25 protein-coding genes are annotated in these 23,285 nt (G+C 57.3%); 6 read left to right on the forward strand and 19 right to left on the reverse strand.

The annotated features are described in order from the left end of the window. Positions 1 to 25: 25 nt before the first annotated feature. The 7 genes from soxB to ACQY4Z_RS16150 all read right to left on the reverse strand — a co-directional run bounded on the left by soxB (position 26) and on the right by ACQY4Z_RS16150 (position 5,650). Positions 26 to 1,723: a thiosulfohydrolase SoxB gene (soxB, locus tag ACQY4Z_RS16120; protein WP_428522894.1), complete on the reverse strand. Its 1,698-nt coding sequence runs from the start codon at positions 1,721 to 1,723 to the stop codon at positions 26 to 28. A 199-nt stretch (positions 1,724 to 1,922) separates the two neighbouring features. Then, on the reverse strand, positions 1,923 to 2,780 hold the full coding sequence (soxA, locus tag ACQY4Z_RS16125) for a sulfur oxidation c-type cytochrome SoxA (protein WP_428522896.1): 858 nt from the start codon (positions 2,778 to 2,780) through the stop codon (positions 1,923 to 1,925). Between the two features lie 48 nt (positions 2,781 to 2,828). After that, entirely contained in the window at positions 2,829 to 3,158 is a 330-nt protein-coding gene (gene soxZ, locus ACQY4Z_RS16130) for a thiosulfate oxidation carrier complex protein SoxZ (RefSeq protein ID WP_428522898.1), read from the reverse strand. A gap of 31 nt (positions 3,159 to 3,189) precedes the next feature. Next, entirely contained in the window at positions 3,190 to 3,639 is a 450-nt protein-coding gene (gene soxY / locus ACQY4Z_RS16135; protein WP_428522900.1) for a thiosulfate oxidation carrier protein SoxY, read from the reverse strand. A gap of 23 nt (positions 3,640 to 3,662) precedes the next feature. After that, complete coding sequence (soxX, locus tag ACQY4Z_RS16140) at positions 3,663 to 4,142, reverse strand: sulfur oxidation c-type cytochrome SoxX (RefSeq protein ID WP_428522902.1); 480 nt, start codon at positions 4,140 to 4,142, stop codon at positions 3,663 to 3,665. A 154-nt stretch (positions 4,143 to 4,296) separates the two neighbouring features. Continuing rightward, positions 4,297 to 4,893 carry a thioredoxin family protein gene (locus tag ACQY4Z_RS16145; protein WP_428522904.1) on the reverse strand — a complete coding sequence of 199 codons (597 nt, stop codon included), beginning with the start codon at positions 4,891 to 4,893 and terminating at the stop codon, positions 4,297 to 4,299. A gap of 22 nt (positions 4,894 to 4,915) precedes the next feature. Next, positions 4,916 to 5,650, reverse strand: coding sequence for a cytochrome c biogenesis CcdA family protein (locus ACQY4Z_RS16150; RefSeq protein WP_209174666.1), 735 nt, complete (start codon positions 5,648 to 5,650; stop codon positions 4,916 to 4,918). Between the two features lie 94 nt (positions 5,651 to 5,744). On the opposite strand from ACQY4Z_RS16150, the gene ACQY4Z_RS16155 reads away from it, so the two are divergent. The 3 genes from ACQY4Z_RS16155 (at position 5,745) to ACQY4Z_RS16165 (ending at position 7,834) form a co-directional block, all read left to right on the forward strand. After that, positions 5,745 to 6,134 (forward strand): transcriptional regulator, encoded by a 390-nt coding sequence (locus ACQY4Z_RS16155; RefSeq protein WP_428522906.1) that lies wholly within the window; start codon positions 5,745 to 5,747, stop codon positions 6,132 to 6,134. A 93-nt stretch (positions 6,135 to 6,227) separates the two neighbouring features. Beyond that, on the forward strand, positions 6,228 to 6,587 hold the full coding sequence (locus ACQY4Z_RS16160) for an ArsR/SmtB family transcription factor (RefSeq protein ID WP_428529582.1): 360 nt from the start codon (positions 6,228 to 6,230) through the stop codon (positions 6,585 to 6,587). A 140-nt stretch (positions 6,588 to 6,727) separates the two neighbouring features. Continuing rightward, the gene (locus ACQY4Z_RS16165; RefSeq protein WP_428522908.1) at positions 6,728 to 7,834 is read left to right on the forward strand and encodes a YeeE/YedE family protein; all 1,107 of its coding nucleotides are present in this window, start codon (positions 6,728 to 6,730) and stop codon (positions 7,832 to 7,834) included. Positions 7,835 to 7,925: 91 nt separating this feature from the next. Here the strand turns inward: ACQY4Z_RS16165 and ACQY4Z_RS16170 are convergent, their stop codons facing one another. Then, positions 7,926 to 8,864 (reverse strand): MBL fold metallo-hydrolase, encoded by a 939-nt coding sequence (locus tag ACQY4Z_RS16170; protein ID WP_428522910.1) that lies wholly within the window; start codon positions 8,862 to 8,864, stop codon positions 7,926 to 7,928. A 123-nt stretch (positions 8,865 to 8,987) separates the two neighbouring features. Here ACQY4Z_RS16170 and ACQY4Z_RS16175 point away from each other — a divergent pair, with 123 nt between their 5' ends. Next, a complete protein-coding gene (locus ACQY4Z_RS16175; protein WP_428522912.1) occupies positions 8,988 to 10,076 on the forward strand; it encodes a YeeE/YedE family protein in 1,089 nt (362 codons plus the stop codon). Between the two features lie 6 nt (positions 10,077 to 10,082). Here the strand turns inward: ACQY4Z_RS16175 and ACQY4Z_RS16180 are convergent, their stop codons facing one another. Then, positions 10,083 to 10,958 carry a LysR substrate-binding domain-containing protein gene (locus ACQY4Z_RS16180; protein WP_428522914.1) on the reverse strand — a complete coding sequence of 292 codons (876 nt, stop codon included), beginning with the start codon at positions 10,956 to 10,958 and terminating at the stop codon, positions 10,083 to 10,085. 118 nt (positions 10,959 to 11,076) lie between these two features. Between ACQY4Z_RS16180 and ACQY4Z_RS16185 the strand changes: the two genes are divergently transcribed. Both ACQY4Z_RS16185 and ACQY4Z_RS16190 read left to right on the forward strand, forming a co-directional pair. Continuing rightward, positions 11,077 to 12,051 carry an NAD(P)-dependent oxidoreductase gene (locus ACQY4Z_RS16185; protein WP_428522916.1) on the forward strand — a complete coding sequence of 325 codons (975 nt, stop codon included), beginning with the start codon at positions 11,077 to 11,079 and terminating at the stop codon, positions 12,049 to 12,051. 21 nt (positions 12,052 to 12,072) lie between these two features. Continuing rightward, complete coding sequence (locus tag ACQY4Z_RS16190; protein WP_428522918.1) at positions 12,073 to 13,497, forward strand: aldehyde dehydrogenase family protein; 1,425 nt, start codon at positions 12,073 to 12,075, stop codon at positions 13,495 to 13,497. Between the two features lie 145 nt (positions 13,498 to 13,642). On the opposite strand, the gene ACQY4Z_RS16195 is transcribed toward ACQY4Z_RS16190, so the two are convergent. From ACQY4Z_RS16195 to ACQY4Z_RS16240, 10 genes are all read right to left on the reverse strand, one after another. Further along, positions 13,643 to 13,828: a hypothetical protein gene (locus ACQY4Z_RS16195; protein WP_428522920.1), complete on the reverse strand. Its 186-nt coding sequence runs from the start codon at positions 13,826 to 13,828 to the stop codon at positions 13,643 to 13,645. Between the two features lie 56 nt (positions 13,829 to 13,884). Continuing rightward, on the reverse strand, positions 13,885 to 14,460 hold the full coding sequence (locus ACQY4Z_RS16200; protein ID WP_428522922.1) for an SRPBCC family protein: 576 nt from the start codon (positions 14,458 to 14,460) through the stop codon (positions 13,885 to 13,887). Positions 14,461 to 14,483: 23 nt separating this feature from the next. After that, positions 14,484 to 15,356 carry an XdhC family protein gene (locus ACQY4Z_RS16205; RefSeq protein ID WP_428522924.1) on the reverse strand — a complete coding sequence of 291 codons (873 nt, stop codon included), beginning with the start codon at positions 15,354 to 15,356 and terminating at the stop codon, positions 14,484 to 14,486. Positions 15,357 to 15,375: 19 nt separating this feature from the next. Next, positions 15,376 to 16,575 (reverse strand): vWA domain-containing protein, encoded by a 1,200-nt coding sequence (locus ACQY4Z_RS16210; RefSeq protein ID WP_428522926.1) that lies wholly within the window; start codon positions 16,573 to 16,575, stop codon positions 15,376 to 15,378. Positions 16,576 to 16,578: 3 nt separating this feature from the next. Continuing rightward, positions 16,579 to 17,463: an AAA family ATPase gene (locus tag ACQY4Z_RS16215; protein ID WP_428522928.1), complete on the reverse strand. Its 885-nt coding sequence runs from the start codon at positions 17,461 to 17,463 to the stop codon at positions 16,579 to 16,581. Between the two features lie 19 nt (positions 17,464 to 17,482). Beyond that, entirely contained in the window at positions 17,483 to 17,635 is a 153-nt protein-coding gene (locus ACQY4Z_RS16220) for a hypothetical protein (protein ID WP_428522930.1), read from the reverse strand. Between the two features lie 58 nt (positions 17,636 to 17,693). Then, positions 17,694 to 20,114, reverse strand: a complete 2,421-nt coding sequence (locus ACQY4Z_RS16225; RefSeq protein WP_428522932.1) for an aerobic carbon-monoxide dehydrogenase large subunit — start codon at positions 20,112 to 20,114, stop codon at positions 17,694 to 17,696. Continuing rightward, positions 20,111 to 20,620, reverse strand: coding sequence for a (2Fe-2S)-binding protein (locus tag ACQY4Z_RS16230; protein ID WP_428522934.1), 510 nt, complete (start codon positions 20,618 to 20,620; stop codon positions 20,111 to 20,113). Before ACQY4Z_RS16230 ends, ACQY4Z_RS16225 begins: the two co-directional genes overlap by 4 nt. A gap of 23 nt (positions 20,621 to 20,643) precedes the next feature. After that, a complete protein-coding gene (locus ACQY4Z_RS16235) occupies positions 20,644 to 21,510 on the reverse strand; it encodes an FAD binding domain-containing protein (RefSeq protein ID WP_428522936.1) in 867 nt (288 codons plus the stop codon). A gap of 426 nt (positions 21,511 to 21,936) precedes the next feature. After that, the gene (locus ACQY4Z_RS16240) at positions 21,937 to 23,205 is read right to left on the reverse strand and encodes an MHYT domain-containing protein (protein ID WP_428522938.1); all 1,269 of its coding nucleotides are present in this window, start codon (positions 23,203 to 23,205) and stop codon (positions 21,937 to 21,939) included. Positions 23,206 to 23,285: the final 80 nt, after the last annotated feature.

The raw sequence follows: 23,285 nt of genomic DNA on the forward strand, positions 1-23,285 counted from the left end.
TTCTGTCCTCAGGTCTTAAACAAATCTAGACACCGATCACCTTCACGGACTCATTGTCCGGAAGCTTCACGGTCGGATTTTTGGTGATGTGGTTTTCAACGACGTCCCAGATCGCCGGGCCCTCGGTGTCTTCATTGACCGAAGCCCAGCCGGCAACGACGTAGTCTTTCGCAGGGTCGATCGGCTCACCGGTTGAAAGAAGCGTCATGTCGGAGATGCGTTCGCCGATCTCCATTTTGGGGTCGATCGTGTACCCCATGCCGCCAACGCGGACCATGTCGCCGCCTTGCTGGTAATACGGGTCCTTGTTGAAGAGGTTGTCGCCAACGTCTTCAAGAATGTCCTTGAGCATTTGGCCGTTCATGGTGGAGCGATAAGCGGCCGGATAGGTCATGGCACAGGCGTTGTGGAGGTCTTCGAAGGTAATGTCTTGACCGGGCAGGAGGCTGGTGCCCCAGCGGAAGCCGGGCGACAGTGCAATCTGGGCGTCGCGTTCTTCCAGAAGCGCCTGACAAATCAGGTCATCGAAAGTGCCGTTGAAGTTGCCGCGCCGGTAAAGGAGGCTTTCAGTCCTGCCGAGAACCCGCGAAAGGTCTGCCTCAAAGGGCGCGCGGACCTCATCGATCAGCGCACTCATTTCTGCATCCGGCGTAATCACGTCAGAGAAGATCGGGATCAAACGGTATTTGTAGCCAACAACCGCGCCGTCTTTCACATCCAGATCAACGCGGGAGACGAACTTGCCGTTCGAGCCAGATGCAATCACCAGCGTGTCATTGACAATCACCGGCTCGGGGAGAGCATCGTGCGTGTGGCCGGTCAAGATGACGTCGATGCCAGCTACGTTGGAGGCAAGCTTCCGGTCAACGTCGAACCCATTGTGAGAGAGTAGGACAATGACTTCTGCGCCTTCGCCGCGGGCCTCTTCGACGTGTTTGGCAATGTCTTCCTCGCGGATGCCGAAGGACCAACCCGGGATCATCCAGCGTGGATTGGCGATCGGCGTGTAGGGGAAGGCCTGCCCGATGACCGCAACCTTCGACCCGCCACGCTCAAACATCTTCCAGGCTTCGAACGCCGGCTCATCCCACTCGTTGTCGTAAATGTTTGAGCCCAGGAAGGCGAAGGGGAGGTCGTCGATGATCTCCTGAACCCGGTCCGTGCCGTAGGTGAATTCCCAGTGGCCGGTCATGGCATCCGGTTTCAAGGCGTTCATGACCGTTACCATGTCCTGGCCAAGCGTTTGATTGGACGTGTAACTGCCCTGCCAGGTGTCGCCCCCGTCCAGTAGCAGGACGTTGTCATCGCCGCGCTCGGCGCGAATGCGCTTGATCACGGTTGCCACCCGGTCCATGCCGCCCATCTTGCCGTAGGATTTAGCCAGTGAAGCGAAGTCCTCTGATGTGAGTGCGTAGGCGTCCGGCGAACCGGCTTCGATGTTATAGAGCTTCAGAAAATCTGCTCCGGTCACATGCGGTGGTTTGCCGTTGACATCGCCAATGCCGAGATTGATGGACGGCTCTCGGAAGTAGATCGGCTTCAGCTGGGCATGAATGTCGGTAATGTGGACCAGCGTCAGGGATCCCGCCGGCTCCATCGCTAGGAGTTGGTCTTCGCTCAACGCCTGTTGTGCCATCAGCTTTGACCACGACCCGGTCATGCCGGAGCCGAGCAGGGCGCTGGTTGCGGTTGCCGCCATCAAGAACTCGCGTCTTGAAAACATTCACTTAACTCCTGAATCCTGGTGAGGCCGAAGCCTCCAAATAGCCAATGGCAAAAGGCATAGTTTTTCCGTTGGCGCGTAAAAGCTTACGCACCTTGATCGTATTATCGACCGGTGTTGATTTGATCCGTCGCCGGCGCTGTGGCCGGAGTTTGGGAAGCGGCAGTCCACCGCCGCTTCCAGAGTTTTTAATGCCGTCTTACTGGCGCACGTCCGGTGTTTCGACCGACAGGCCGGAGCCGCGCCAGGCGAGGTACAATTCAAGCGATGTGAATTCATCCGAACCGCGTTTGAACGGCGTTGCGCGGATGTTGTCCATGCAGCCTTTGAACCGTCGGTGCGTCGATCCAAGCCCTTGCCATTTCAAGCGATAGGTCGGGAAGCCGTTGATTTGACCCTGGCTCAGATGGTCGGCACGGATCATGTTGCCATAGTTGTCCTCATGACAATTGGAACATGACATGTCGAGCTGACCGACACGTGTGTAGTAAAGGTCCTTGCCCTTGTTGAACCACTCTTCGGCTGGGCCGTCGATCTTCACATTGACCGGCATGCCGCGGGATTGAAGACCAAGAAACGCCGTCATCGCGAGCATTTCGGCACTTTCCCATTTCCACGGATCGGCGCCCTGGTGTTCCTTCCGCGACCAATTGATGTGGTCTTCAAGGGTCATCAGGGTGTTCTCGCCGTCGTGCCACTTGGGCATGGAGGCTCGCAAACCCTTCATGCTTTCCGAGGCATCTCCGTGGCAAGACGCACACGATTTCCCAGAAGTGCCGGCATCTGTCTCCCAGAGTTCTGAACCGTAGTCGACTGCTGCAAATGCCGGGTTTTCAAAGTCGTCTGTCTGCAGGGCTTGAGTTTCATCAGAGCGGAACCGCCATCCAGAAAGAAGTTCATCCAACGGGTGACCTTCCGGTGCCGCCACTTTTGTAACGAGCTGTTCGCCTTCGACGATCAATTCCGCATTTTCATCCGCAACGGCTTGGTTGGACATTCCGATTACCAAACCTGTCGCAAGGATTGCAGCGGCAGAGCGTCCTGTATTTTTCGTCATGGTCAAATCGTCTCCTCCCGATTTGTGCGACCGTGATGGCTTTAGACCCTATTCGACCGTTATTTTCTTTTCGGTCTCATAGACGCTGCCGTTGTCGTCCACCCAGGTGAACTTGAAGGTTCCGCTGTTGTCGACCTTTGCGCTGAACTGAAGGTATGGGTTAGCCGATACCGCAGGGTCCAGATCACAGGAGAACACGACTTGGCCGTCGAACTCGCAGGTGAACTTGTTGATGATCTGCCGGGGGATCAACTCGCCGGTTTTCTTGTCTTTGCGCTGACCTGATTCCATCGGATGGCTGATCAGTGTTTTGATGGTGATGACTTCACCCTTTTCGGCCTTCTTTGGCACTTTTACGCGGGGTTTTGGGGATGCCATTTTTCGTTTCCTCTCGTCCGGTCGTTGCCGATTAGCCGCCGCAGCCGCCGATGGTGACCTTGACTTCCTTGGTGTCCATGAAGGTTGAACCGTCGCTCATTTTGGCGACGGCGATGACGTTTTGTGTCTTCGCCAGCCGGATCCGGGTCTTGGCCTCGGCCGCACCGCTCATGGCTGAAAAGTGGAACGTCGCAACAGCTGGGTTCGGGTTTCCGTCTGCCAGAATGAGAACCGATTCAACGTAACTGTCCGAAGTCATCGGGCTATCGACAGTCACACCGACGGGCACTGTGTTGCCGTTTTCAGCGATTTCCGGCGTATCCAATGAGACTGTGCCCTCGGTCGGGGTCGCTCCTCCGGTAAACGCCTTGATAGCAGCGTCCGTGTCAGGTGTTGCCGCGAAAGAAATTCGCGGGGCGAATGTCAGGAAGGCGGCTGCGCCTGCAGTCAAGCCCAAAGCCTGGCGTCTTGTTATGGTCATCTCTTGCTCCTTGAAACCGGAGATCAGTTTTCTTTGAGTGTCAGCAGATAAGCGACCACATCCTCAACTTCCTGAGCGGAAAGGATCGTCTTATCGGTGAATTTGTCGGCAATGCGCGCGCCAAGTGCCGTCGTGTAGAATCCGGGCATAATGGTCTGGTCCCCGAACACCTGCTTGCTGTTGATCACGATGGCGCGCAATTGCTCTGTGCTCCACCGATCACCAACGCCGTCCAGTTCCGGGCCTACCTCGCCGTGGAACAGAAGTTCGCCCAGGTCCGCGTTGGCGTGACAGGCGAGGCAGTTGCCCTTCTTCCGGTCAGCGAAAGTGTCCCGGCCTGCAACGGGGTCACCGGCCCTTCCGGTGAGCGATGATTTGGCCTCCATGTCGACAATCTCGACAGCCGTTGGAGCGATGGTTTCCGCATGCAATGCGCCGACCGATAGTGTCCCGGCCAGGCATGTCGCAAAAGCAGCGCCCCATAGTCTTGCGCCCTTTGTCATATTATCGGCTTTCCTCCTCAGTGTGGGCACGCTCCACCGTGCCCAAGATGGACTCATTTCCACGGTCCATCTGTTCTCCTCACATTAAAAGATATGATTTTTTGCATATGTTATGCAATACGCCTTTTTGCGGACTTTCAAATTTGTGCAAGTTTTAGTCCCCTCCGAGACGGCCCTGGTCACGTAACTCATTGATTATACGAGCGTGATATTTCTGAAAGTGTTCGTCACTTTCGTAGCCTTTTTCGTTCACCCAGCGGAACATATTCAGAAATGTCCACTTGCCGAATGATCCTGGCATTGTCGCAACCGCCGAATCCGCGACCGTTCCATCTTCCGGTATTTCGTCTGGAAGAAAGACGATTGTCGGTGTGAACACATAGCCCCATTTTCGGGCGGCGGTCTTCTCGGTCAGCTCTTCTCCGTCAATGTCGATGACTTCTTCGTCGCCGAACATGTTGTATTGCACGACCATGAAGTGCTCTTTGATGTAGTCCGTCACTTCCGGGTCGCTCAGGAGCTTCTCATGCATCGCCTTGCAGTAGATGCATCCGCGTTGCTCGAACACCAAGGCGAGACGTTTTCCCTCGTCGGATGCTGTTTCAATGTCTTCTGCGATATCCTTGAAAGTGATGGTGAACCAGGGCTGTTTGTGGAGCCCGTCTTCGCCGAGGGTCGCTGAAAGGCCGGCAGTGTGGCCCAGTGTCAAGCAGACCGCTGCCGCTGCGATTGATTTGATGATCTGATGCATGTCGTGCTCCTCCCAGATACGCTCAGCCGATTTGTGAAAAAACCGGAAATGTTTCCAACAGCCAGAAGGCAATGGCTGACATCTGGCCGGTGATGAACAGAACTCCGGTCAAGACCAAGAACCCGCCCATGATTTTTTCGATGGTGCCCATATGTTTGCGGAAGCGGCTGGCCCAGCCTAAAAACTGGCTGGCAAAGGCGGCTGCTAGAATGAACGGAATACCAATGCCTAAGGCGTAGACGGCCAGAAGGCCTGCGCCATGCCAGGTCGTTTGCGAGGATCCGGCAACAAACAAGATTGCAGCCAGCACTGGCCCGACGCAAGGCGTCCAGCCAAATGCGAAGGCGAGCCCCATGATGAATGCACCGACCAGGCCTGCCGGTTTGGTCTCCACGTGAACTCTTGCCTCCCGGAACAATAGACCGATCCGGAAAATGCCGAGGAAGTGCAGACCCATGATAATGATGATCGTGCCGGCGATGTAGGACAGAACATCGTAATAGCGCGCGATAGATTGACCGATCACGCTCGCGGTTGCTCCAAGCGCCACGAACACGGCAGAGAAGCCGAGCACGAATGCAATTGCGGCCAGGACCACCCGGCGTCCGGTGGCGGCCGTTGCCGCATCACCCTTCAACTCGTCCACGCTCACTCCGGCGAGGTAACACAAATACGGTGGTACGATTGGCAAGACGCAGGGCGACACAAAGGACAGCAATCCCGCCAGAAACGCCGCGCCCCACGAAACCTCGAGCATAAAGTGTCCTCCCAGACATGACGACTTTGTGTTTTGTTTAAAATATTCAAAAAGTCATATATATTGCAATCACAGAAAACACGGAGAATGGCAAGTGCGTCGTTTGAATGTTGTGAGAGCGCTGGTTGCGAGCGCCTTTTTTGCCGGACTTGCTGCGTTTCCGAGGCCCGGGATTGCAGCGGAATTGATCATGGTTGAACAACCGGGTTGTTCCTGGTGCATGATCTGGAATGAAGAGATCGGCGTTGCCTATGCGAAAACCGATGAGGGCAAACGTGCTCCCTTACGCCGTGTGGATATCACAGACGGCTGGCCGGAAGATCTGGGAAACGTTCAACGGGAACGGCTGACACCGACTTTCATTCTTGTTGAAGATGGCAAGGAGATCGCACGGCTCCGCGGGTATCCCGGTGAGCATTTTTTCTGGCCACTGCTCGGCGATATGCTCGACAAACTGGAGGAGCACAGAAAAAGCGGCAGTTGATTATTGCTGCCACTTGCATCATCTACCCGAATGAGCGCAGAATTGCTGCGCTGCAATAGTTTCGCTGAACCTGTACGGATACTGAAACGTTCGATGAACCTGCCCGTCTTCAACAAGGATATGAGCGCCGAAGACTTTGACCAGTTGATGGGTCAGGCGCGCAAGGCAAGTGATCTTTTGAAAGCACTGTCGCATGAAGTGCGTCTTGTAATCCTGTGCCTACTGTCTGAAGGCGAGAAATCTGTTTCAGAACTGGAAGATATCCTGACGGTGCCACAGGCTGCCGTTTCACAACAACTTGCTCGATTGCGGCTCGAAGGTCTTGTGCAGACGAGGCGTGAAGGGCGGATGATTTATTACAGACTGGTCGATGATGAGGTGAGCTCAATCATCTCCACCTTGTATGATCTTTTCTGCAAGGACGTGCGTCCGCAGCCCAGCGATAATCATTAAGCTTGGACTATGCTGCCGCGTGCATTGCAGCACGCTTGAGCGTTGAAGAGCCTTATCCCCCTTGTTACTCTCTAAAAAGAGCCACCGGAGAGTGGCCTTTGTGGGGACGCGACAAGGGGCCGGCAACGGCAGCCAAAAAAATGCCTGAATTAGACCTGACGCTTATATTGCCTGTATTTGGCGTTCTTGCCGGATGCGTGTTGGGGTTCGTCGGCCGAGCTTCACACTTTTGCACTCTGTCCGCGCTGGAGCGGCACTGGTATGCCGGAGACAGTTCCGGCCTCAGAACCTGGGTGCTTGCAGCCGTGGTTGCCTTGATTGGAACGCAGGGTCTTGTCGCATTCGGTCTCGCCGACACTGGAGCTTCCTTTTATCTCGATCCGGGGTTTCCTTGGACCGGCGCGATTCTCGGTGGGGCAATGTTTGGCCTCGGCACGGCTCTGGTCGGCACGTGCGGGTTTGGCGCCGTGCTGCGCCTTGGTGGCGGCAGTCTGAGAGCTCTGGTGGTTCTGACAGTCATAGGACTGGCCGCATTGGCCGCGCAGCGCGGGATCATCGGCATCATTCGGGTGCCATTGGTTGATGATCAAATGATTACCTTCGCAACCGCCGGCAGTCAGTCCATAGGCGATATTGTCTCCAGTCTGGCTGGTTTTGACCTGCGGTGGCTGGTCGCGCTTTTTATGATTGCAGTTGGTTTGGGCTGGATATTCAAGGACACAGCCTATCGTGGTGCCCGTACAAAAATTGCCTCTGCCGTAGCAATCGGTCTGGTCATCCCCTTCGGCTGGTGGGCCACAACTTACGTAGCCGCAAATTCCTTTGACCCGGTGCAGATCGAGGCAGGATCCTTCGTTGTGCCTGTTGGAGACAGTATTCTGCAGCTTATCACCTACACCGGTGTTTGGCCCGATTATGGTGTCGGACTTATTGCGGGCACGCTCACTGGTGCGGTTCTCGCAGCTCTCTGGAAACGCGATATCCGTTGGGAAGCCTGTGATGATGCCCGGGAACTCGGGCGTCACATTCTTGGCGGAACCCTCATGGGTATTGGCGGTGTTTTCGCGATGGGCTGCACCGTTGGGCAGGGCATTACGGGTTTCTCGACCATGGCGATCTCGGCACCGATCGTGATGCTGTCCATGGCATTCGGCGCTCGGGTTGGTCTGGCGTGGCTCGTCGAAGGCTCCGCCCTCGCGGCTTTCCGGCGGAGTGACGGCGCCGATCATCGTCATCCAGCGGAATAGCGGCAGCAGAGTTCTAAGGACAGTGCAGTCCCGGCCTTGAGCCGGGACCACTATTGAGGCCCCGGCTCAAGGCCGAGGTGGCTGCGCAGCTTTAGCCCGCCACGAACTTGTAAGCAGACCCGGCACGCTCGACGCGGCCGATGCCCATGTTCGGCAGATGAAAGCCGATCAATTGCGTTTGGTCCGTGGCCAGTCGATCCAGAAGAGCCTTTCGGGTTTGGATACCCTTTTGCGGGTCCTGATCCGATCCGGACACCCAGTCGGGCTTCTCGAAGGATATCACTGAATTGGTGATTGCATCCCCCACGACCAGAACGGATTCGCCATCTCCATGGATCGTGTAGGACGTGTGACCCGGTGTATGACCGGACGTGTCGACAGCTTCAACACCGGGTACGACTTCCATGCCGGGCGTGACCATCTGCACCTGGTCTTCGATGGCCGCAAAGCGTGCCTGCGCCCCGACGACGAAGCTTTTACGGGCTTCCGGTGTCTTCGCCAGCGTGTCATCGGCGCGCCAATAGTCCCATTCTGTTTGTGGCACCCAGAGTGTCGCTTCTGAATAAAGCACGTCGTCAAAGTCATCGAGAATACCCCAGAGATGATCCGGATGCGCATGGGTGAAGATCACATCGGTCACGTCTGAAGGATCAATGCCGGCCTCTTCGAGACCGGACAACAGCTCGCCTGCGCTGGGCTGGAAGTTGGCTCCGGCGCCTGCATCGAACAGAACCAGCCGGTCGTCATGGCGCAGGAGGGTGATGTTGCAATCCGGCGATGCTGTATCGGTTGGCAAACCATGAGGTTTGAAAAGGGCCTCAATCTCCTCCGGGCTTTGCTCAGGCAGAAGGAAATTCATCGGTAGGCTCAAGTTGCCGTCAGAAAAGACGCTGACCTCATTGCCGCCGAGTTTTATGGGGGCCGAGGCTGCAAAGGAAGGGCGGAGGCCCGTGATCGCAGCGGCTCCTATGCCGAGTCCGGCCTTTAGCAAAAAGCGGCGCGAGGGGTGTTCTTTCAAGGCAACCGGCATGAGTAGTCCTCCACATATTCAAATTTATGAATTTATCTATGTTTCCTTGAGAAACGTCAATGCAGATGGGGAAAGAGGAAGGCAAGTGTTGCTGATCCAACACCGGCTAATCGGTAGACAGCGATGGATTTGACCTACTTTCTGGATCGATTTTCAGAACCTGCGATATTGACTGCGGGCGGCTTTCTGTCCGGTGCATTGTTTGGTGGGTTCGCACAGCAAAGCCGGTTTTGTTTGAGGGCCGCAGCGCTTGACTTTGCGCACGGTGTTTTTGGTGTTCGCTTATCAATCTGGCTGTTTGCGTTCTCCGCAGCACTTCTTGGAACTCAGCTGCTTGTTGGCTTCGGCGAAGTGCCATCGCAAGAAGCCCGTCAACTCGCTTCTCCGCAAAGTCTCTCCGGCGCAGCGTTAGGCGGCGTGATGTTTGGCATTGGAATGGTTTTGGCAAGGGGGTGCGCCAGCCGGCTTCTCGTCCTCTCTGCGACCGGCAACTTGCGGGCGCTTCTGTCCGGACTGGTCTTTGCGGTGATTGCCCAAGCCAGCCTCAGGGGGATCTTGAAACCCTTGCGCGAATGGGCGGCCGGGCTCTGGACAACGGCGGACATCGGCGGGAATGATTTGATTGCACATTTAGGGCTGTCGCAGGCAGTCGTACTTGGTTTTGCATTGCTTTGGTTGGGCGCCGGAATTGCGATTGCGATCAAGGCCAAAACACCCCTTTGGCAAGCAATTGCAGCGTGCGGAGCGGGGCTCGCCGTACCGCTCGCATGGTGGTTCACAGCTTCTGTTGCCAGTCAGGCGTTTGAGCCGGTGCAGATCGAGGGCATCACCTTTACCGGCCCCTCGGCTGATACGCTGATGCTGTTCTTGTCGCCCGCGCAGTCTGCGCTCGATTTTGGTATCGGACTTGTCCCCGGCGTTTTTGCCGGCTCGTTCCTCGCTGCACTTTTTTCCCGCGAACTGGAGCTTCAAGGCTTTGAAGGTGGCCGGTCCATGGCCCGCTATGGAACGGGTGCGGCGCTGATGGGCTTTGGCGGCATGCTGGCAGGCGGCTGTGCCGTTGGCGCGGGTATCACCGGGGCCTCTGTTTTCGCGGTGACTGCCTGGATTACGCTCTCGGCGATCTGGCTATCTGCGGGGTTGACCGACTTTGCATTGAATGGTCGTCCGGCGAAGACCGGATCAGCGCAGCCGGTCGTCGGAGCGTCCTAAGCAAGGCTATGTGAGGATCGATCTCAGCCAGTCTTTCACCGTCTCCACCTCGGGACGTGTTCTTGCTGAATGATCCCGTTCCACAAGGTAGTGGTCTTGTCCGAGTGGAATACGAATGTCCAAGGGAATCTTGAGCCGCCCGGCCTCTTCCAGCCGGATCGCAGCCCGCTCCAGGATGAGAGCGACTCCAGCACCTGCTGCTGCCAGCTCAACAGCTGCAAGCGTGGTGTCTACAGTAACACGCCGCTGCCCCTTCGGACGTTCCAGGTCGCATTCTTCAAAGTATCGGTCCCAGTGATCTTCAAAACCTAGAATGTGGATGAGCGGTGTCGTCAGAAGCGCTGCGGGCGTGTCTATGTCTTCGGCAAGCAAGGGGGCGCATACGGGAATGATCGTGTCTCTTGCCAGAAGGTCTGCGTGGCCGTCTGGCCATTTTCCGATACCAAGCCGAATGTCGATATCGACTTCGGTCTCCAAAACCGTCTCTGCCCAGATGGCAGACAGGAGGCGAACCTTGATTGTCGGATGTTGCTCCAAAAATCTGGGCAGTTGTGGCGCGATCACCAGAACCGTTGTGGAGATTGGTGCCCGCAGGGTGACAGTCCCTGACTGGCGCGCCCCGAAAAGACCTGCCGTTGACAAGGATAGCTCGTCAATTGCCTTGCGTACGGAGGGCAAATAGGCCTTTCCGATTTCGGTCAGAGCGAGTCTGCGCGTTGAGCGGAGAAACAGGGCATGCCCAAGCTGGCTCTCCAGATTGCGGATATGTGTGCTGACGGCGGCCTGGGTGAGGCCCAGGTCTTCGGCGGCCGCTGTGAAACTGCCGAGCCGGGCGGCCGTCTCGAAGCTTCTGAGCCACATCAGATTTGGAAGACTGGACATCTTCTTATTGATAAAAAAATTGAACTAATGTCCATCTATTTATTCGTTTTTCTTTTCGTAAGGAGTCAGGGATCCTCTTCGCCACCTGAATTGGCCTTGTAACTTCGGAGAGGCGGACATGCATGTAGGTTTTATCGGTCTTGGTAATGTTGGCGGCAAACTGGCTGGCAGCATCTTGCGCAATGGTTTTGATCTCACGGTCCTCGATCTCGACGAAAACCTCATGGCGAAGTTCGCCGAACTTGGCGCCAAAAAGGGGCACAGTCCGAGACAGTTGGCTGAAGACTGCGATGTGGTGATTACCTGTCTGCCGAGCCCGGCCGCCTGTGCTGCAGTTGTCGAAGGAACAGATGGCATTCTTGAAGGCATTGGTCCGGGCACCATTTGGGCGGAAATGTCTACAACGGACGCCAGCGAAGTCAAACGGCTTGCTGGATTGGTTGCAGAAAAGGGCGGTGAGGCCATTGAATGTCCGGTTTCCGGCGGCTGCCACCGGGCGGCAACCGGCAATATTTCGATCTTTGCCGGGTGCAGCCGCGAGACCTTTGAAAACGCCCTGCCTTTCCTGACCGTGCTGGGGCGCCGGGTCTTGCACACGGGCGACATCGGTTCGGCCTCGGTTTTGAAAGTGGTGACCAACTATCTGGCCACCGCGAACCTTGTCTCCGTCTGTGAAGCCCTGACCACCTGCAAGGCAGCCGGGATGGATCTCAACACCGCCTATGAGGCGATCAAGATCTCGTCTGGAACCTCCTTTGTTCATGAAACCGAAGGCCAGGTGATCCTCAACGGGTCCCGGGATATTTCATTCACGATGGATCTGGTTGCCAAGGATATCGGATTGTTTCAGTCGATTGCCGAGGAGCACAGCGTCCCGCTCGAGCTGTCACCCATGTTGAACCAGATCTTCGCCGATGGCATTTCCCGCTACGGTCCACGTGAGCTGTCGCCAAACATCATCAAGCGGCTCGAGGACGCGACAGGCCTCACGGTCCTCGGAGATGGCTTTCCGGCTGAAATGGAAGATGACGAACCGGAAGAACCGGGGTACGAAGTCAGACCAAATGCTGCGGTTGCCATCGCGGCGGAATGACTCTGGAGTGATCTGACCGAAATGCTTGATAAACGCCAATTTTATATCAATGGGCAATGGGTTGCGCCAACTGAAGCCAAAGACTTCGATGTCGTCAATCCGGCAACGGAGCAGCCGGTTGCGGTCATCTCTTTGGGGGGAGAGGCAGACCTGAACAAGGCAGTCGATGCCGCAAAAGCAGCGTTTCAAACCTGGGGCGAGAGCTCGGTTGAAGAGCGTGTTGCTCTCTTTGAACGGATCATCGAAATCTACAATCGCCGGTCCGCTGAAATGGATGAAGCGATCCGCCTTGAAATGGGGGCTCCAGCCAAGTTTGCCCGCGAGCAGCAAACTCCCTCAGGATCTGGTCATTTCGAGGCAACGCTTGAAGCGCTCAAATCCCATCAATGGGAGCGGCCAAGCCCGCGCGGTGGCAGTACCTTGCGGGATGAGCCGATCGGTATTTGCGGTCTCATTACGCCTTGGAACTGGCCGATCAATCAGATAGCCGCAAAGGTCGCGCCAGCACTTGCCGCTGGATGCACTATGGTCCTGAAACCGAGCGAAATTGCGCCGCTCTCGGCGATGCTGTTTGCCGAGATCCTGCACGAGGCCGGCTGCCCCAAAGGTGTCTTCAATCTGGTCAACGGGGATGGTCCCGGGATCGGGGTGCCAATGTCGTCACACCCCGATATCGACATGGTATCGTTTACCGGGTCGACCCGTGCCGGGACGTCCGTCTCCCAAAATGCAGCAGCGACCGTCAAACGTGTCGCTTTGGAACTCGGTGGCAAGTCGGCCAATATTCTCTTTGCCGATGCTGACCTAGAAACAGCCGTCCGGTTTTCGGTCGAAGGTTGTTTTGCCAACTCCGGCCAGTCTTGCGATGCTCCGACCCGGCTACTGGTCGAGCGTTCTGTCTACGATGAGGTCCTCGCGCTGGCCAAACGATTTGCCGGCGAAACGGCTGTCGGCGATCCGGAGCAGGATGGAGACCATATTGGGCCGGTCGTAAGTCAGCTGCAATATGAGCGGATCCAGGGACATATCGAGGCTGGCATCAAGGAAGGCACCAAACTGCTTACCGGCGGTGCGGGAAAGCCCGAAGGGCTGGAAACCGGCTACTACGTCCAGCCAACCATATTCGCAGACGTCTCCAACGACATGCATGTCGCGCGGGAAGAAATCTTTGGGCCGGTGCTTGCGATCTTGCCGTTTGAGACCGAAGAAGACGCAATCCGCATCGCCAACGACACACCTTATGGTCTGGCAGCCTATATCCAGACCGGCGATCCGGAGCGGGCTGGTAGGGTGGCCCGAAAACTGCGTGCCGGAAACGTTTATATCAACGGCGCGGGCATTGACTACGACGTTCCTTTCGGTGGGTACAAGCAGTCCGGCAACGGCCGCGAATTCGGTCAATTTGGTTTGGAAGATTTTCTGGAACTCAAGGCGATTACGGCCTGAGGCCAAGTATACAGAAATCAGCCGTATGCGCTGCCCCGGCCTTGAGCCGGGGTCTCTGCGTTGCATCAATTGGTCCCGGCTCGGGACCGGGAATGCCAATCGTGAGTTCTGGGTGATTGAACCTACATAGCTCTTTGAAGGCCAGTCACCCCGCCGAAGAGCAGATCTGCAGAAGCGCGGCCATTGGCGGTGTTGCAAGGCCGAGGCAGCAGGCGTGAACGGTTGCCAGAAACGCGGTCAGCGTTGCGCCGGTACCAAGTGCAAGCATCAAAGATAGATCTCGCCGGACTTCCTCCACGGCGGCCTTCCAGTTCAAGGTGTGTGCGGTCATCAACTCACTCCTTTCGAGTTCCAGAGGTTCACATTGGGTGACATTCACCAGGCCGGTTACTCGGCTGCTTCGTGGGGTGTTTCTTCGGTTTTCTTTCCGCCAAACAGCCCGCCGAGCCAGCCTTTCTTTTCTTTAGACGCGTCTGCGTCACCGGCAGCATCTGCACTTTCTTCAGCCTCTTCGGGTGCGCTCGGGGCGACTTGTTCTGCAAATGCGGTGAAAAATTCACCAGCTAGGCGCTTGGCCGTGGAGTCGATCAGGCGAGCGCCGAGCTGCGCGAGCTTGCCGCCGACTTTGGCGTCGACCTCGTAGTGCAAAATTGTGGCGTCCGGCCCATCTGCTTCCAGCTGGACCTTCGCGCCGCCGCGTGCAAACCCGGCCACACCGCCGGACCCTTCGCCCTCAATGCGATATCCGTTCGGCGGATCGAGATCGAGCAGTTCCACCTTGCCGCCGAACGTTGCCTTCACAGGGCCGACCTTCAGCTTCACTTTGGCTTCCAGCTCGGTGTCGGAGTGCTTGATCAACTCCTCGCAGCCGGGGATCGATGCCTTGAGAACTTCCGGGTCATTCAGCGCCGCCCAAACCGTTTCGCGGGGCGCCTCGATCCGTTGGCTGTCGGTCATTTGCATGGAATTATACTCCGTCTGTAACTTCAAATGTGATGAACGTCGGTTCCGCGTTGGCCCTTGCGGCGGACCATCAAGAGTTCGGCAAGGATCGAAAGGGCGATTTCTTCTGGCGTGATCGCACCAAGGTCGAGCCCGGCAGGACCATCTATCCGGTTAAGGCTCTCCTCGCGGATCCCCTTTTCGCGCAGCTTGGACTTCAGATGGGCGATTTTCCTGTGGCTGCCGACAAAGGCGATGTGTTTCGAGTTCGCAGCAAGGGCGGACTCAAGCGCCGCCAAATCACCGCGCCCTTGCGTGGAGACCACGAGGTAGCGCTCTGCGTTACTATTTTCTGGGACGATAAAACCGTCTTTGAGATCGCAAAACTCCGGGAATGCACTCAGGTCTTCGAGCGGGGCATGAGCAATACACTCAAAGCCGATGTTCGGCCCCTGCTGTGCAAGGGCGGCGGCCACCGGACTGGCACCCAAGATAAGCAGCTTGGGGCGTGGCAACACCGGTTCGACGAAGATGTCCATCGTGCCCTGGCTTGGGCACATGTTCTTCGCAAACTTTACGCCTTGCCGGTTGTCTCCGGCTTTAACGCCAAGTTCCGCGAGCAGATCTTCGGGCTGAATGGAAATCAGCTTTGTCTCGCCGTCTTCAATGGCAGCCTTCGCAGCCTTGATGACGGCGGACCGGGCACAGCCGCCACCGATCCACCCCCCTGCGATGCTGCCGTCTGCGGCAATAACGGCCTTTGCGCCGGCTTTCGCGGCAGTCACCGAAATGGTTCGGACGACTGTCGCCAGTGCATAGGGTTCTGCATCTTTCCGCAGTTGCTCCGCCAAAGCGGAAACATCGGTTGCCGAGGCTTGCTGTACAGCGCTCAGTGTTTCAGGGGCAGAGTGTTTCATCGGTGTCTCTCCCATCGCATCACAGGCGTTCAAGATAAGGTTCGAGGGCGGCCAGGCTGTCGAGATTATGGGCTGGCGCAAACAGATCGACATGGGGCAGGGCGGCCTGCATCCCGCCGGTCACCGGCTCGTATCCATCCCAACCGATCATGGGGTTGAGCCAGACGATCCGCTTGCAGCGTTTGCGAAGCCGGGCCATCTCTTCGGCGAGCTGGTCCGGCGTGCCCGTGTCATAGCCGTCGGAAAGGATCATCACGCAGGTCCGTGAGTGGATGACGCGGGCAGCGTGGGACCTGTTGAAGTCCGACAGCGCCTCACCGATCTTCGTCCCGCCGCCGATGCCCTGGGCCATCAGGCCCATCCGGTCGATCGCTCGCGTTGCGTCGCGTTCTGAAAGAGCGGATGAGACATGGACAAGCCGGGTGTGGAACAGGAACGCTTCGGCTTCCCGGAAATTGCCGAGGAGGCCGTGCACGAACCGTGTGAAGACCCCGGTGTAGTTGCTCATCGACCCGGAAGCATCGAGAAGGATCACCAGACGGAGCTGGCGCGCGCGCGGGCCCTTGCGGATCAATTCGATAGGCGTGCCGCCATGGGCGATCGAGTGACGGATCGTCTTGCGCAAGTCGAGCCGGGGACCCTTGCGCTTTTGTTTGTCCCGGCGCGTGAGGCGGATCCGCATGGCTCTGGCAAGTTTTTCCGCCAGTTCATGTGCCTTGGCCATTTGTTCCGGGTCATGGATATTGCGGAAGTCGGTCTTGCCGAGGTGGTCGGCAATGCTGGCACCCTCCCGGCGTCCCGACGGTGCCTCGTCGCTGGGTTCGTCCTCTTCGCCCGGAACCCGGTCAACATCACCTGCGATGGTGTCCTGACGCGGGCCTTGGGCATCAACCATCTCGCGGATGGTTTTCATGGTCTTCCTGGAACTGCTGCCGGAGACCTTGATACCGGATTTCACACCGCGTCCGAGCCAATAGGCATCGAACACGTCATCGAATTTGGTCCAGTCCGACAAGCGGCCGCAAAAAAGGGCCCGGAACGCTTCCTTCAGCCTCTGGGGACGTTTGATGACATCGGAGCGAAGCAGCCGGATTGCATCTTCCGTCTCACCAAGACCTACCTTGTACCCGCTGTCGCGCAAGGAACGCACGAACCCGGCAAGGCGCACCCGGACTGCAGCGCCGAGTTCGTCATGGCTGTCAAGATGAACGGAAGTCATGGCTCAGGCCACCTTTCCAAGAAGCCGATCGGTGACTTCCGGAGTAATGCGGGCCTGGTCTTCGCGTGTCTTCAGAACGCAGACCAGCGTTTCGAAAACCGTCTCACGCTGCTCATGCAGATTTTTTGTGCCAAGGCCGACAAGGGCAGCCGCCCAGTCAATGGTTTCTGCAACGCCCGGCACCTTCGTCAGGTCTTCCTTGCGCAACTTTCCCATCAGTTCGGCGATTTGCAGGGCAAGGGCAGTGTCCAGTCCCTCCACCCGGCTCAAAAGGATATGCGCTTCGCGGCTGGTGTCCGGGTAATCGACATAGTGATAAAGGCACCGGCGGCGCAATGCATCGGACAGCTCCCGTGTTCCGTTCGAGGTCAGGATCACCCGGGGGATGCTTTTGGCTTCAATCGTGCCTAGTTCGGGAATTGAGACCTGAAAGTCAGACAGGAGTTCCAACAGGAACGCCTCGAATTCTTCGTCGGCCCGGTCAACTTCATCGATCAGAAGGACCGGTTCCTTGTCCTGGCGGATCGCAGCCAGAAGAGGACGCTCCAAAAGGTATTTCTCGGAAAACACTGCCTCTTCAACGGTTTCAGCGTCGTCATCGGCACCTTCCCGTGCCTTGATTGCGAGGAGTTGGCGTTGATAGTTCCACTCGTATATGGCGTCGGAGCGGTCCAGACCCTCGTAGCATTGCAAACGGATCAGGTTAGTGTCGTCCAGTTTTGCGAGCGCTTTTGCGACCTCCGTTTTGCCGACCCCGGCTTCCCCTTCCAGAAGCAGAGGCCGGTTCAGCATCTCGGTGAGGAGAAGGGCCATGGCAAGGCCATCATCGGCAACATATCCGGTGGCAGCGAGCGCTTTGGCGAGAGTGTCTTTTGTATGGGTTGTCATGGTGGTTAGGCCGGGCCAATCAGCTGGACACCAGCGCCTTTTCGGATTTTTCGTTGGCCGGTTTCGGCCAGACTAAAAGACCGTTCGCGACTGCGATTTCGAACACACGCCTGGAAGACGTGTTGATTGGGACAAGCTGATCCTCGGTCTGCAGCGCATTTGTCAGTGTCATGAAGTCTTCCTTCAATTGTCTCCCTCCCGGTCCCGGGAGGGAGATCCTTCGCTCGCTCTTAGCCGTGCGCGCCAAGATCCTTGGCCGCCTGCCAGACACGCCACGCATCATGCGGCATCTGGATATGCGTGGAGCCCATGAACTGGAACGCATCGTTGACCGCATTGGAGAAGGCAGGAACGCCGCCGACGTTCGGGCTTTCACCGACCCCCTTGGCCCCAATCGGGTGATGCGGGCTCGGGGTGACCGTGTGATCGGTTTCCCAATGTGGCGTTTCCACGGCTGTCGGCAGGAAGAAGTCCATGAACGATGCGCCCATGACATTGCCGGTTTCGTCGTAGCGGATTTCCTGGCCCATCGCGATGGCGAAGGCCTCAGTCAGACCGCCATGCACCTGACCCTCGATGATCATCGGGTTGATGCGGGTGCCGCAATCGTCCAGCGCGTAGAACCGCCGTGTCTTGGCAACGCCCGTGTCGACATCGATGTCCATGACACAGAAGTACGCGCCGAATGGATATGTCATGTTGGGCGGGTCATAGTAGCTGACAGCTTCCAGACCTGGCTCCATGTTCGGCGGTGGAGCATTGTAGGCTGCCCAGGCGATTTCCTTCATCGACTTGCGGGCCTGCGGATTGCCTTTCACCTGGAACCCGTCGATGTCCCACTCCAGGTCGTACTCGGAGACTTCCAGCATGTGTGCCGCGATCATCTGGGCCTTGTTGCGGATCTTCCGCGCAGCTAGCGCGATAGCAGCACCTGCGACCGGCGTCGACCGCGAGCCGTAGGTCCCGAGACCATAAGGCGCTGTATCCGTGTTGCCTTCCTCGACCATGATATCGTCGGCCGGGATGCCGATCTCGGTCGCGATGATCTGGGCCCAGGTGGTCTCATGGCCCTGGCCTTGGGACTTGGTGCCCATGCGCGAAATCACCGAGCCTGTCGGGTGGACACGGATTTCCGCACTATCAAACATGGCAACACCGAGGATGTCACAGTTCTTTGAGGGGCCGGCGCCGACAATTTCGGTGAAGAACGAAATGCCGATGCCCATGATTTCGCGTGTTTCTCCGCGTTTAAAGGCGTCTTGTTTGGCTTTTTGTTCTTCGCGCAGCTGGCGGTAGCCGATGGTGTCCATCGCCTTTTGCATGGCCGTGTGATAGTCGCCGCTGTCATACTCCCAGCCGAGTGCCGACTGATATGGGAACTGTTCCTGCTTGACGAAATTCTTCATACGAAGATCGGCTGGGTCCATCTCCAGCTTCTGTGCCAGGATGTCCATGGCCCGTTCAATGCAGTAGGCCGCTTCCGTCACCCGGAAGGAACAGCGGTAGGCAACCCCGCCCGGTGCCTTGTTGGTGTAGACCCCGTCGACCTCAAGATGGGCGGTTGGGAAATCATAGGAGCCGGTGACGATGTTGAAGAACCCGGCGGGCCATTTGGACGGGTCGGCGCAGGCATCAAAACCGCCATGGTCGGCGAGCACGTGCACTTTCAGTCCGGTCACGGTGCCGTCATTCTTTGCGGCGATTTCCGTGGTCATGTGATAGTCGCGGGCAAAGGATGTGGTGGAGAGGTTCTCCATCCGGTCTTCGACCCACTTCACCGGAACCCCTGTGACGATCGACGCAACAATCGAGCAGATGTAGCCCGGGTAAGCGCCAACTTTGTTGCCGAAGCCACCGCCGATATCCGGCGCGATCACGTGGATCTTGTGCTCCGGAATGGTGGACAGCAGCGAGGCAACCGTTCGAATGACATGTGGCGCCTGGAAGGTTCCCCAGACCGTCAGCTCTCCCTTCACCTTGTCCATGGAGGCCACGCACTGGCAGGTCTCCAGCGGTGACGGGTGCGTGCGGTGATAGGAGATCATCTCCTTGATGGTGACGTCGGCGTCGGAAAATGCCTTGGCGGTTTCGTCCTTGTCGCCCACTTGCCATTTGAAGATGTGGTTGTGGTGATCCCGCGGTCCGTGTGCGCCTTCTGTCTTGCCTTCAAGATCGGGCCGCAGGACGGGTGCGTCCGGGTCCATGGCCTTGAACGGATCGACCAGTACCGGCAGCTCTTCGTATTCGACTTCAACAAGCTGGATGGCATCATCCGCAATATAGCGGTTTTCCGCGACAACGAACGCGACTTCCTGGTTCTGGTAGAGCACCTTGCCATCGGCCAGAACCATCTGGACGTCACCAGCTAGTGTCGGCATCCAGGCAAGGTTCACACCCTTCAGGTCTTCCGCCGTCAAAACGGCAATCACGCCTGGGATTTTAAGCGCTTCTGAAGCATCGATCTTGGCGATCTTTGCGTGCGGATAGGGCGAGCGCACGAAATCACCGAACACCATGCCCGGCAGTTTCAGATCGTCCACATACTGGCCTTGGCCTTGCGTGAAGCGGATGTCTTCAACGCGTTTGCGCTTGCAGCCCATGCCTTCAAGGGCTGCTTCCCGCTGTTCCCGTGTCGGGGTCATGTCGTTCATTCTGCAGCCTCCTGGAAATCAGTGCCGTTGAGCTTGGCAGCGGCATATTGGATGGCTTTGACGATGTTCTGGTATCCGGTGCACCGGCACAGGTTGCCGGCGATCCCCATGCGGATTTCGTCTTCTGTTGGATTGGGGTTTTCCTTCAATAGTACGTGTGCCCGCATGATCATGCCCGGCGTGCAGTAGCCGCACTGGAGACCGTGCATCTGGCGGAAACCTTCCTGCAAGGCGGAGAGTGTCCCGTCAGCATTCGCCATGCCTTCGACGGTCGTGAGGTCTGCGCCGTTGGCTTGCGCTGCGAACATCGTGCAGGCCTTGACCGACATGCCGTTCATTTCGATGGTGCAGGCCCCACAGTGGGATGTTTCGCAACCAATATGCGGACCGGTGATGTCGAGATCTTCCCGCAGGAAGTGGATCAGAAGCGTGCGCGGCTCCACGAAGCGCTGCACTTTCTTTCCGTTGACGGTCAGGGTGACCGGGATTTGTTCAATATCGCTCATTCTTGTCTCTCCCTCGTCCCCGGTCAGCTGCTTGCGCGCTCTGCTGCGCGGGCAAGTGCGCGTTCCAGCATCACGCCCGCCATTCTCGTGCGGTATTCGGCTGGACCGCGTCCATCGGATGCCGGTTCGGTTATGGCCTCTGCGGCTGCGACAGCTTTCTTCACGGTCTCTGCGTCCAAAGCAGACCCGGTCAGGATCTCGCCTGCCTCAGCGGCAAAAAGCGGAGTGTCGGCCACATTTGTGAGGGCTATGGAACAGGATGCGACGGTTCCGCCATTCATCGTGAGGAGAACCGCTGCGGCGGCGGTGGCGTAGTCACCCACCTTGCGCTTCAGTTTTTCATAAGCATAACCATGGCCCGTCGCCGGTGTCGGGATCCGAACAGCGGTCAGAATTTCTTCCGGCGCCAGTGCCGTGAAATAGGCGGCCTCGTAAAACTCGCGCGCAGCGACTTCGCGGTCGCCGTCCGGGCCGGTCAGCACATAATTTGCGTTAAGGCATTGCATCAGGGCGGGCATGTCGTTGCCCGGATCGCCGTTAGCGACGTTGCCACCGAGTGTACCGAGATACCGGATTTGAGGATCGGCGATCAGCAGGGCTGTCTCGCGAATGATGGGAAGTTTTGCGGCAAGGAGATCCGACTGGATCATCTCATGTTGGGTCGTCATTGCTCCTATGATGATCGTGCCGCCGTCTTCCGAGATGCCCTTGAGGTTATCGACACCGGCGAGATCTATCAGATGTTCCGGTGCCGCCATGCGCAGCTTCATCATTGGGATCAGGCTGTGGCCCCCGGATAGCGGCCGGGCTTCATCGCCGTGTTCGGCCAGGATCGCCACTGCTTCTTTGACAGTCGCTGGCCGGTGATATGTGAATTCACCTGGGATCACGTCTTTCTCCTCCCTCATGCAGCTTAAACGGTTGGGCGGTGGTCCTCCGAGATCTGGACAGGCCCTTTCGTTTGAGTACGGCGCTCTCCCACGCGCCTCCTTTGACAATAAGCGTCGCAGTTGCTGCAGCGCACTCTCAAGGAAACCTGCACAAATGACCTAGTAGTATGCACGGAATACGTTTATTCCATCACGAATTACGTCATCATTGCTGACGTTTTTTGTGAAAAAATCGATATTTCTGACTTTGGTGTGGAGATAAATTTATTCGAAATGTCAGTAATTTAAGGATATCGAATTTCCAATTGACCTGTGGCTGTGCAGCGAAAGGCCAGAAAAGCGATCTGGTTCACGAAATGCGGCCTTTGCACGCGTATGTTGCACTGCGTGCTGGGCGTTTTGCCGAAGGAAACCGATAGTACGATGCTAGTGAGCGGGAGCCGGGTCGGGCTCTGGAGCGTTGGTCGCCGACATTGTCGTGAGCTGGGATTTGACACGGCTCCAGCGAGAGCGGCTAACTGGTACAGACTGCCCTCCTTCACCCTGCAGGATCAGTAGGCCACCATCACCGGATCTCTTGAACGAAGCGACACATGCAAGGTTCACGATGTGGCTCCGGTGCACCCGGTTGAAAGTTTTGCTGTCCAGCTGACGCTCGGCTTCGCTTATGGATAAGGGACAGAAATACTCCCGCGATCCGTCGAACAGCTTCGTGTAATGCGCATCTGCATGGATGGCCACGATCTCCGTTGTGGCGATCTGAGTTTTTTGACCGTCATGTTCGATCGGCAGCATCCTTTTTGCCGTCAATTTCTGCGCTTGGATCGGAGTGGCGGCGGACTGTAAGCCATGGGCAGTGCGTTTGGAGGTCTGCTCCGGTTTGGCAGAAGACGAACCTCCGGAATTCGCTTCCGCAACCGCAGGGCTCGCTGGTGTTGCCGCTTGCAAAGCAAGCTCATCATCGAAGTGGGGAGCCTCATTCCCTTCAAGAGGCTGTTCCGGGACAAGCTTGAGCAAAAAAAGACCGGAGACAAGAAAAGCCACACAGGACACCAAAATGGCGAGAGTTCCGGGGTCTAGGGCCGGAGCAAGCGAGGGTGTTGGCGATACAAGCGGTTCAACGGTCAAGCCGGCCATCGCAATGTAATGCATTGCGGAGATCGCAAGCGCCATCACGACCGCAGAGACAAACATCGGCGGTCGTCGTCCGGGGCCGAATAAGAGCCAGAGCGCAAGGCCTGAGGCGTTAAAGGCGATCAAGAAACTGGCAAATACATAGGCCGTGTCATGAGACAGACTTAACGAGAGATGCAACGCGTACATGCCTAGATAGTGCATCGTGCATATCCCGGCCCCCATGACAAAGGCTGCGATCCCAAGGCGAACGGGCGTCAGTTGGCGATTGCTGGCCGCAAACACGCCGATACCGACGACCAGTACACAGACGAGAAAGGAAAGAAGGGTCGGCAATACGAGAAAGTTTGTCAGGACGGGCAGGCGGGCGGCGAGCATGCCGACAAAATGCATCGACCAAATCGCAAGTGCGAGTGTGAGCGCGGCTCCGGCCAACAGCAAGCGCCGACGGGGTTCAGTCGACGTGCGGACTTGGACAGCCAAACCCAAACCAACAAAGCTGCCCTGAAACGCCATTATCAGGGAAAGCGCCACGAGCCAGGGCTCGTGCGTCACTGTCATTGTGAGCGTCCTCCCACTCAACATCATTCTCAGAACGAAGCAGTGTTCTGGATTCAGGATAAGTGAAGAAGTGGCTCAGG

The organism is Roseibium sp. (assembly GCF_965276855.1).
Lineage (GTDB): Bacteria > Pseudomonadota > Alphaproteobacteria > Rhizobiales > Stappiaceae > Roseibium.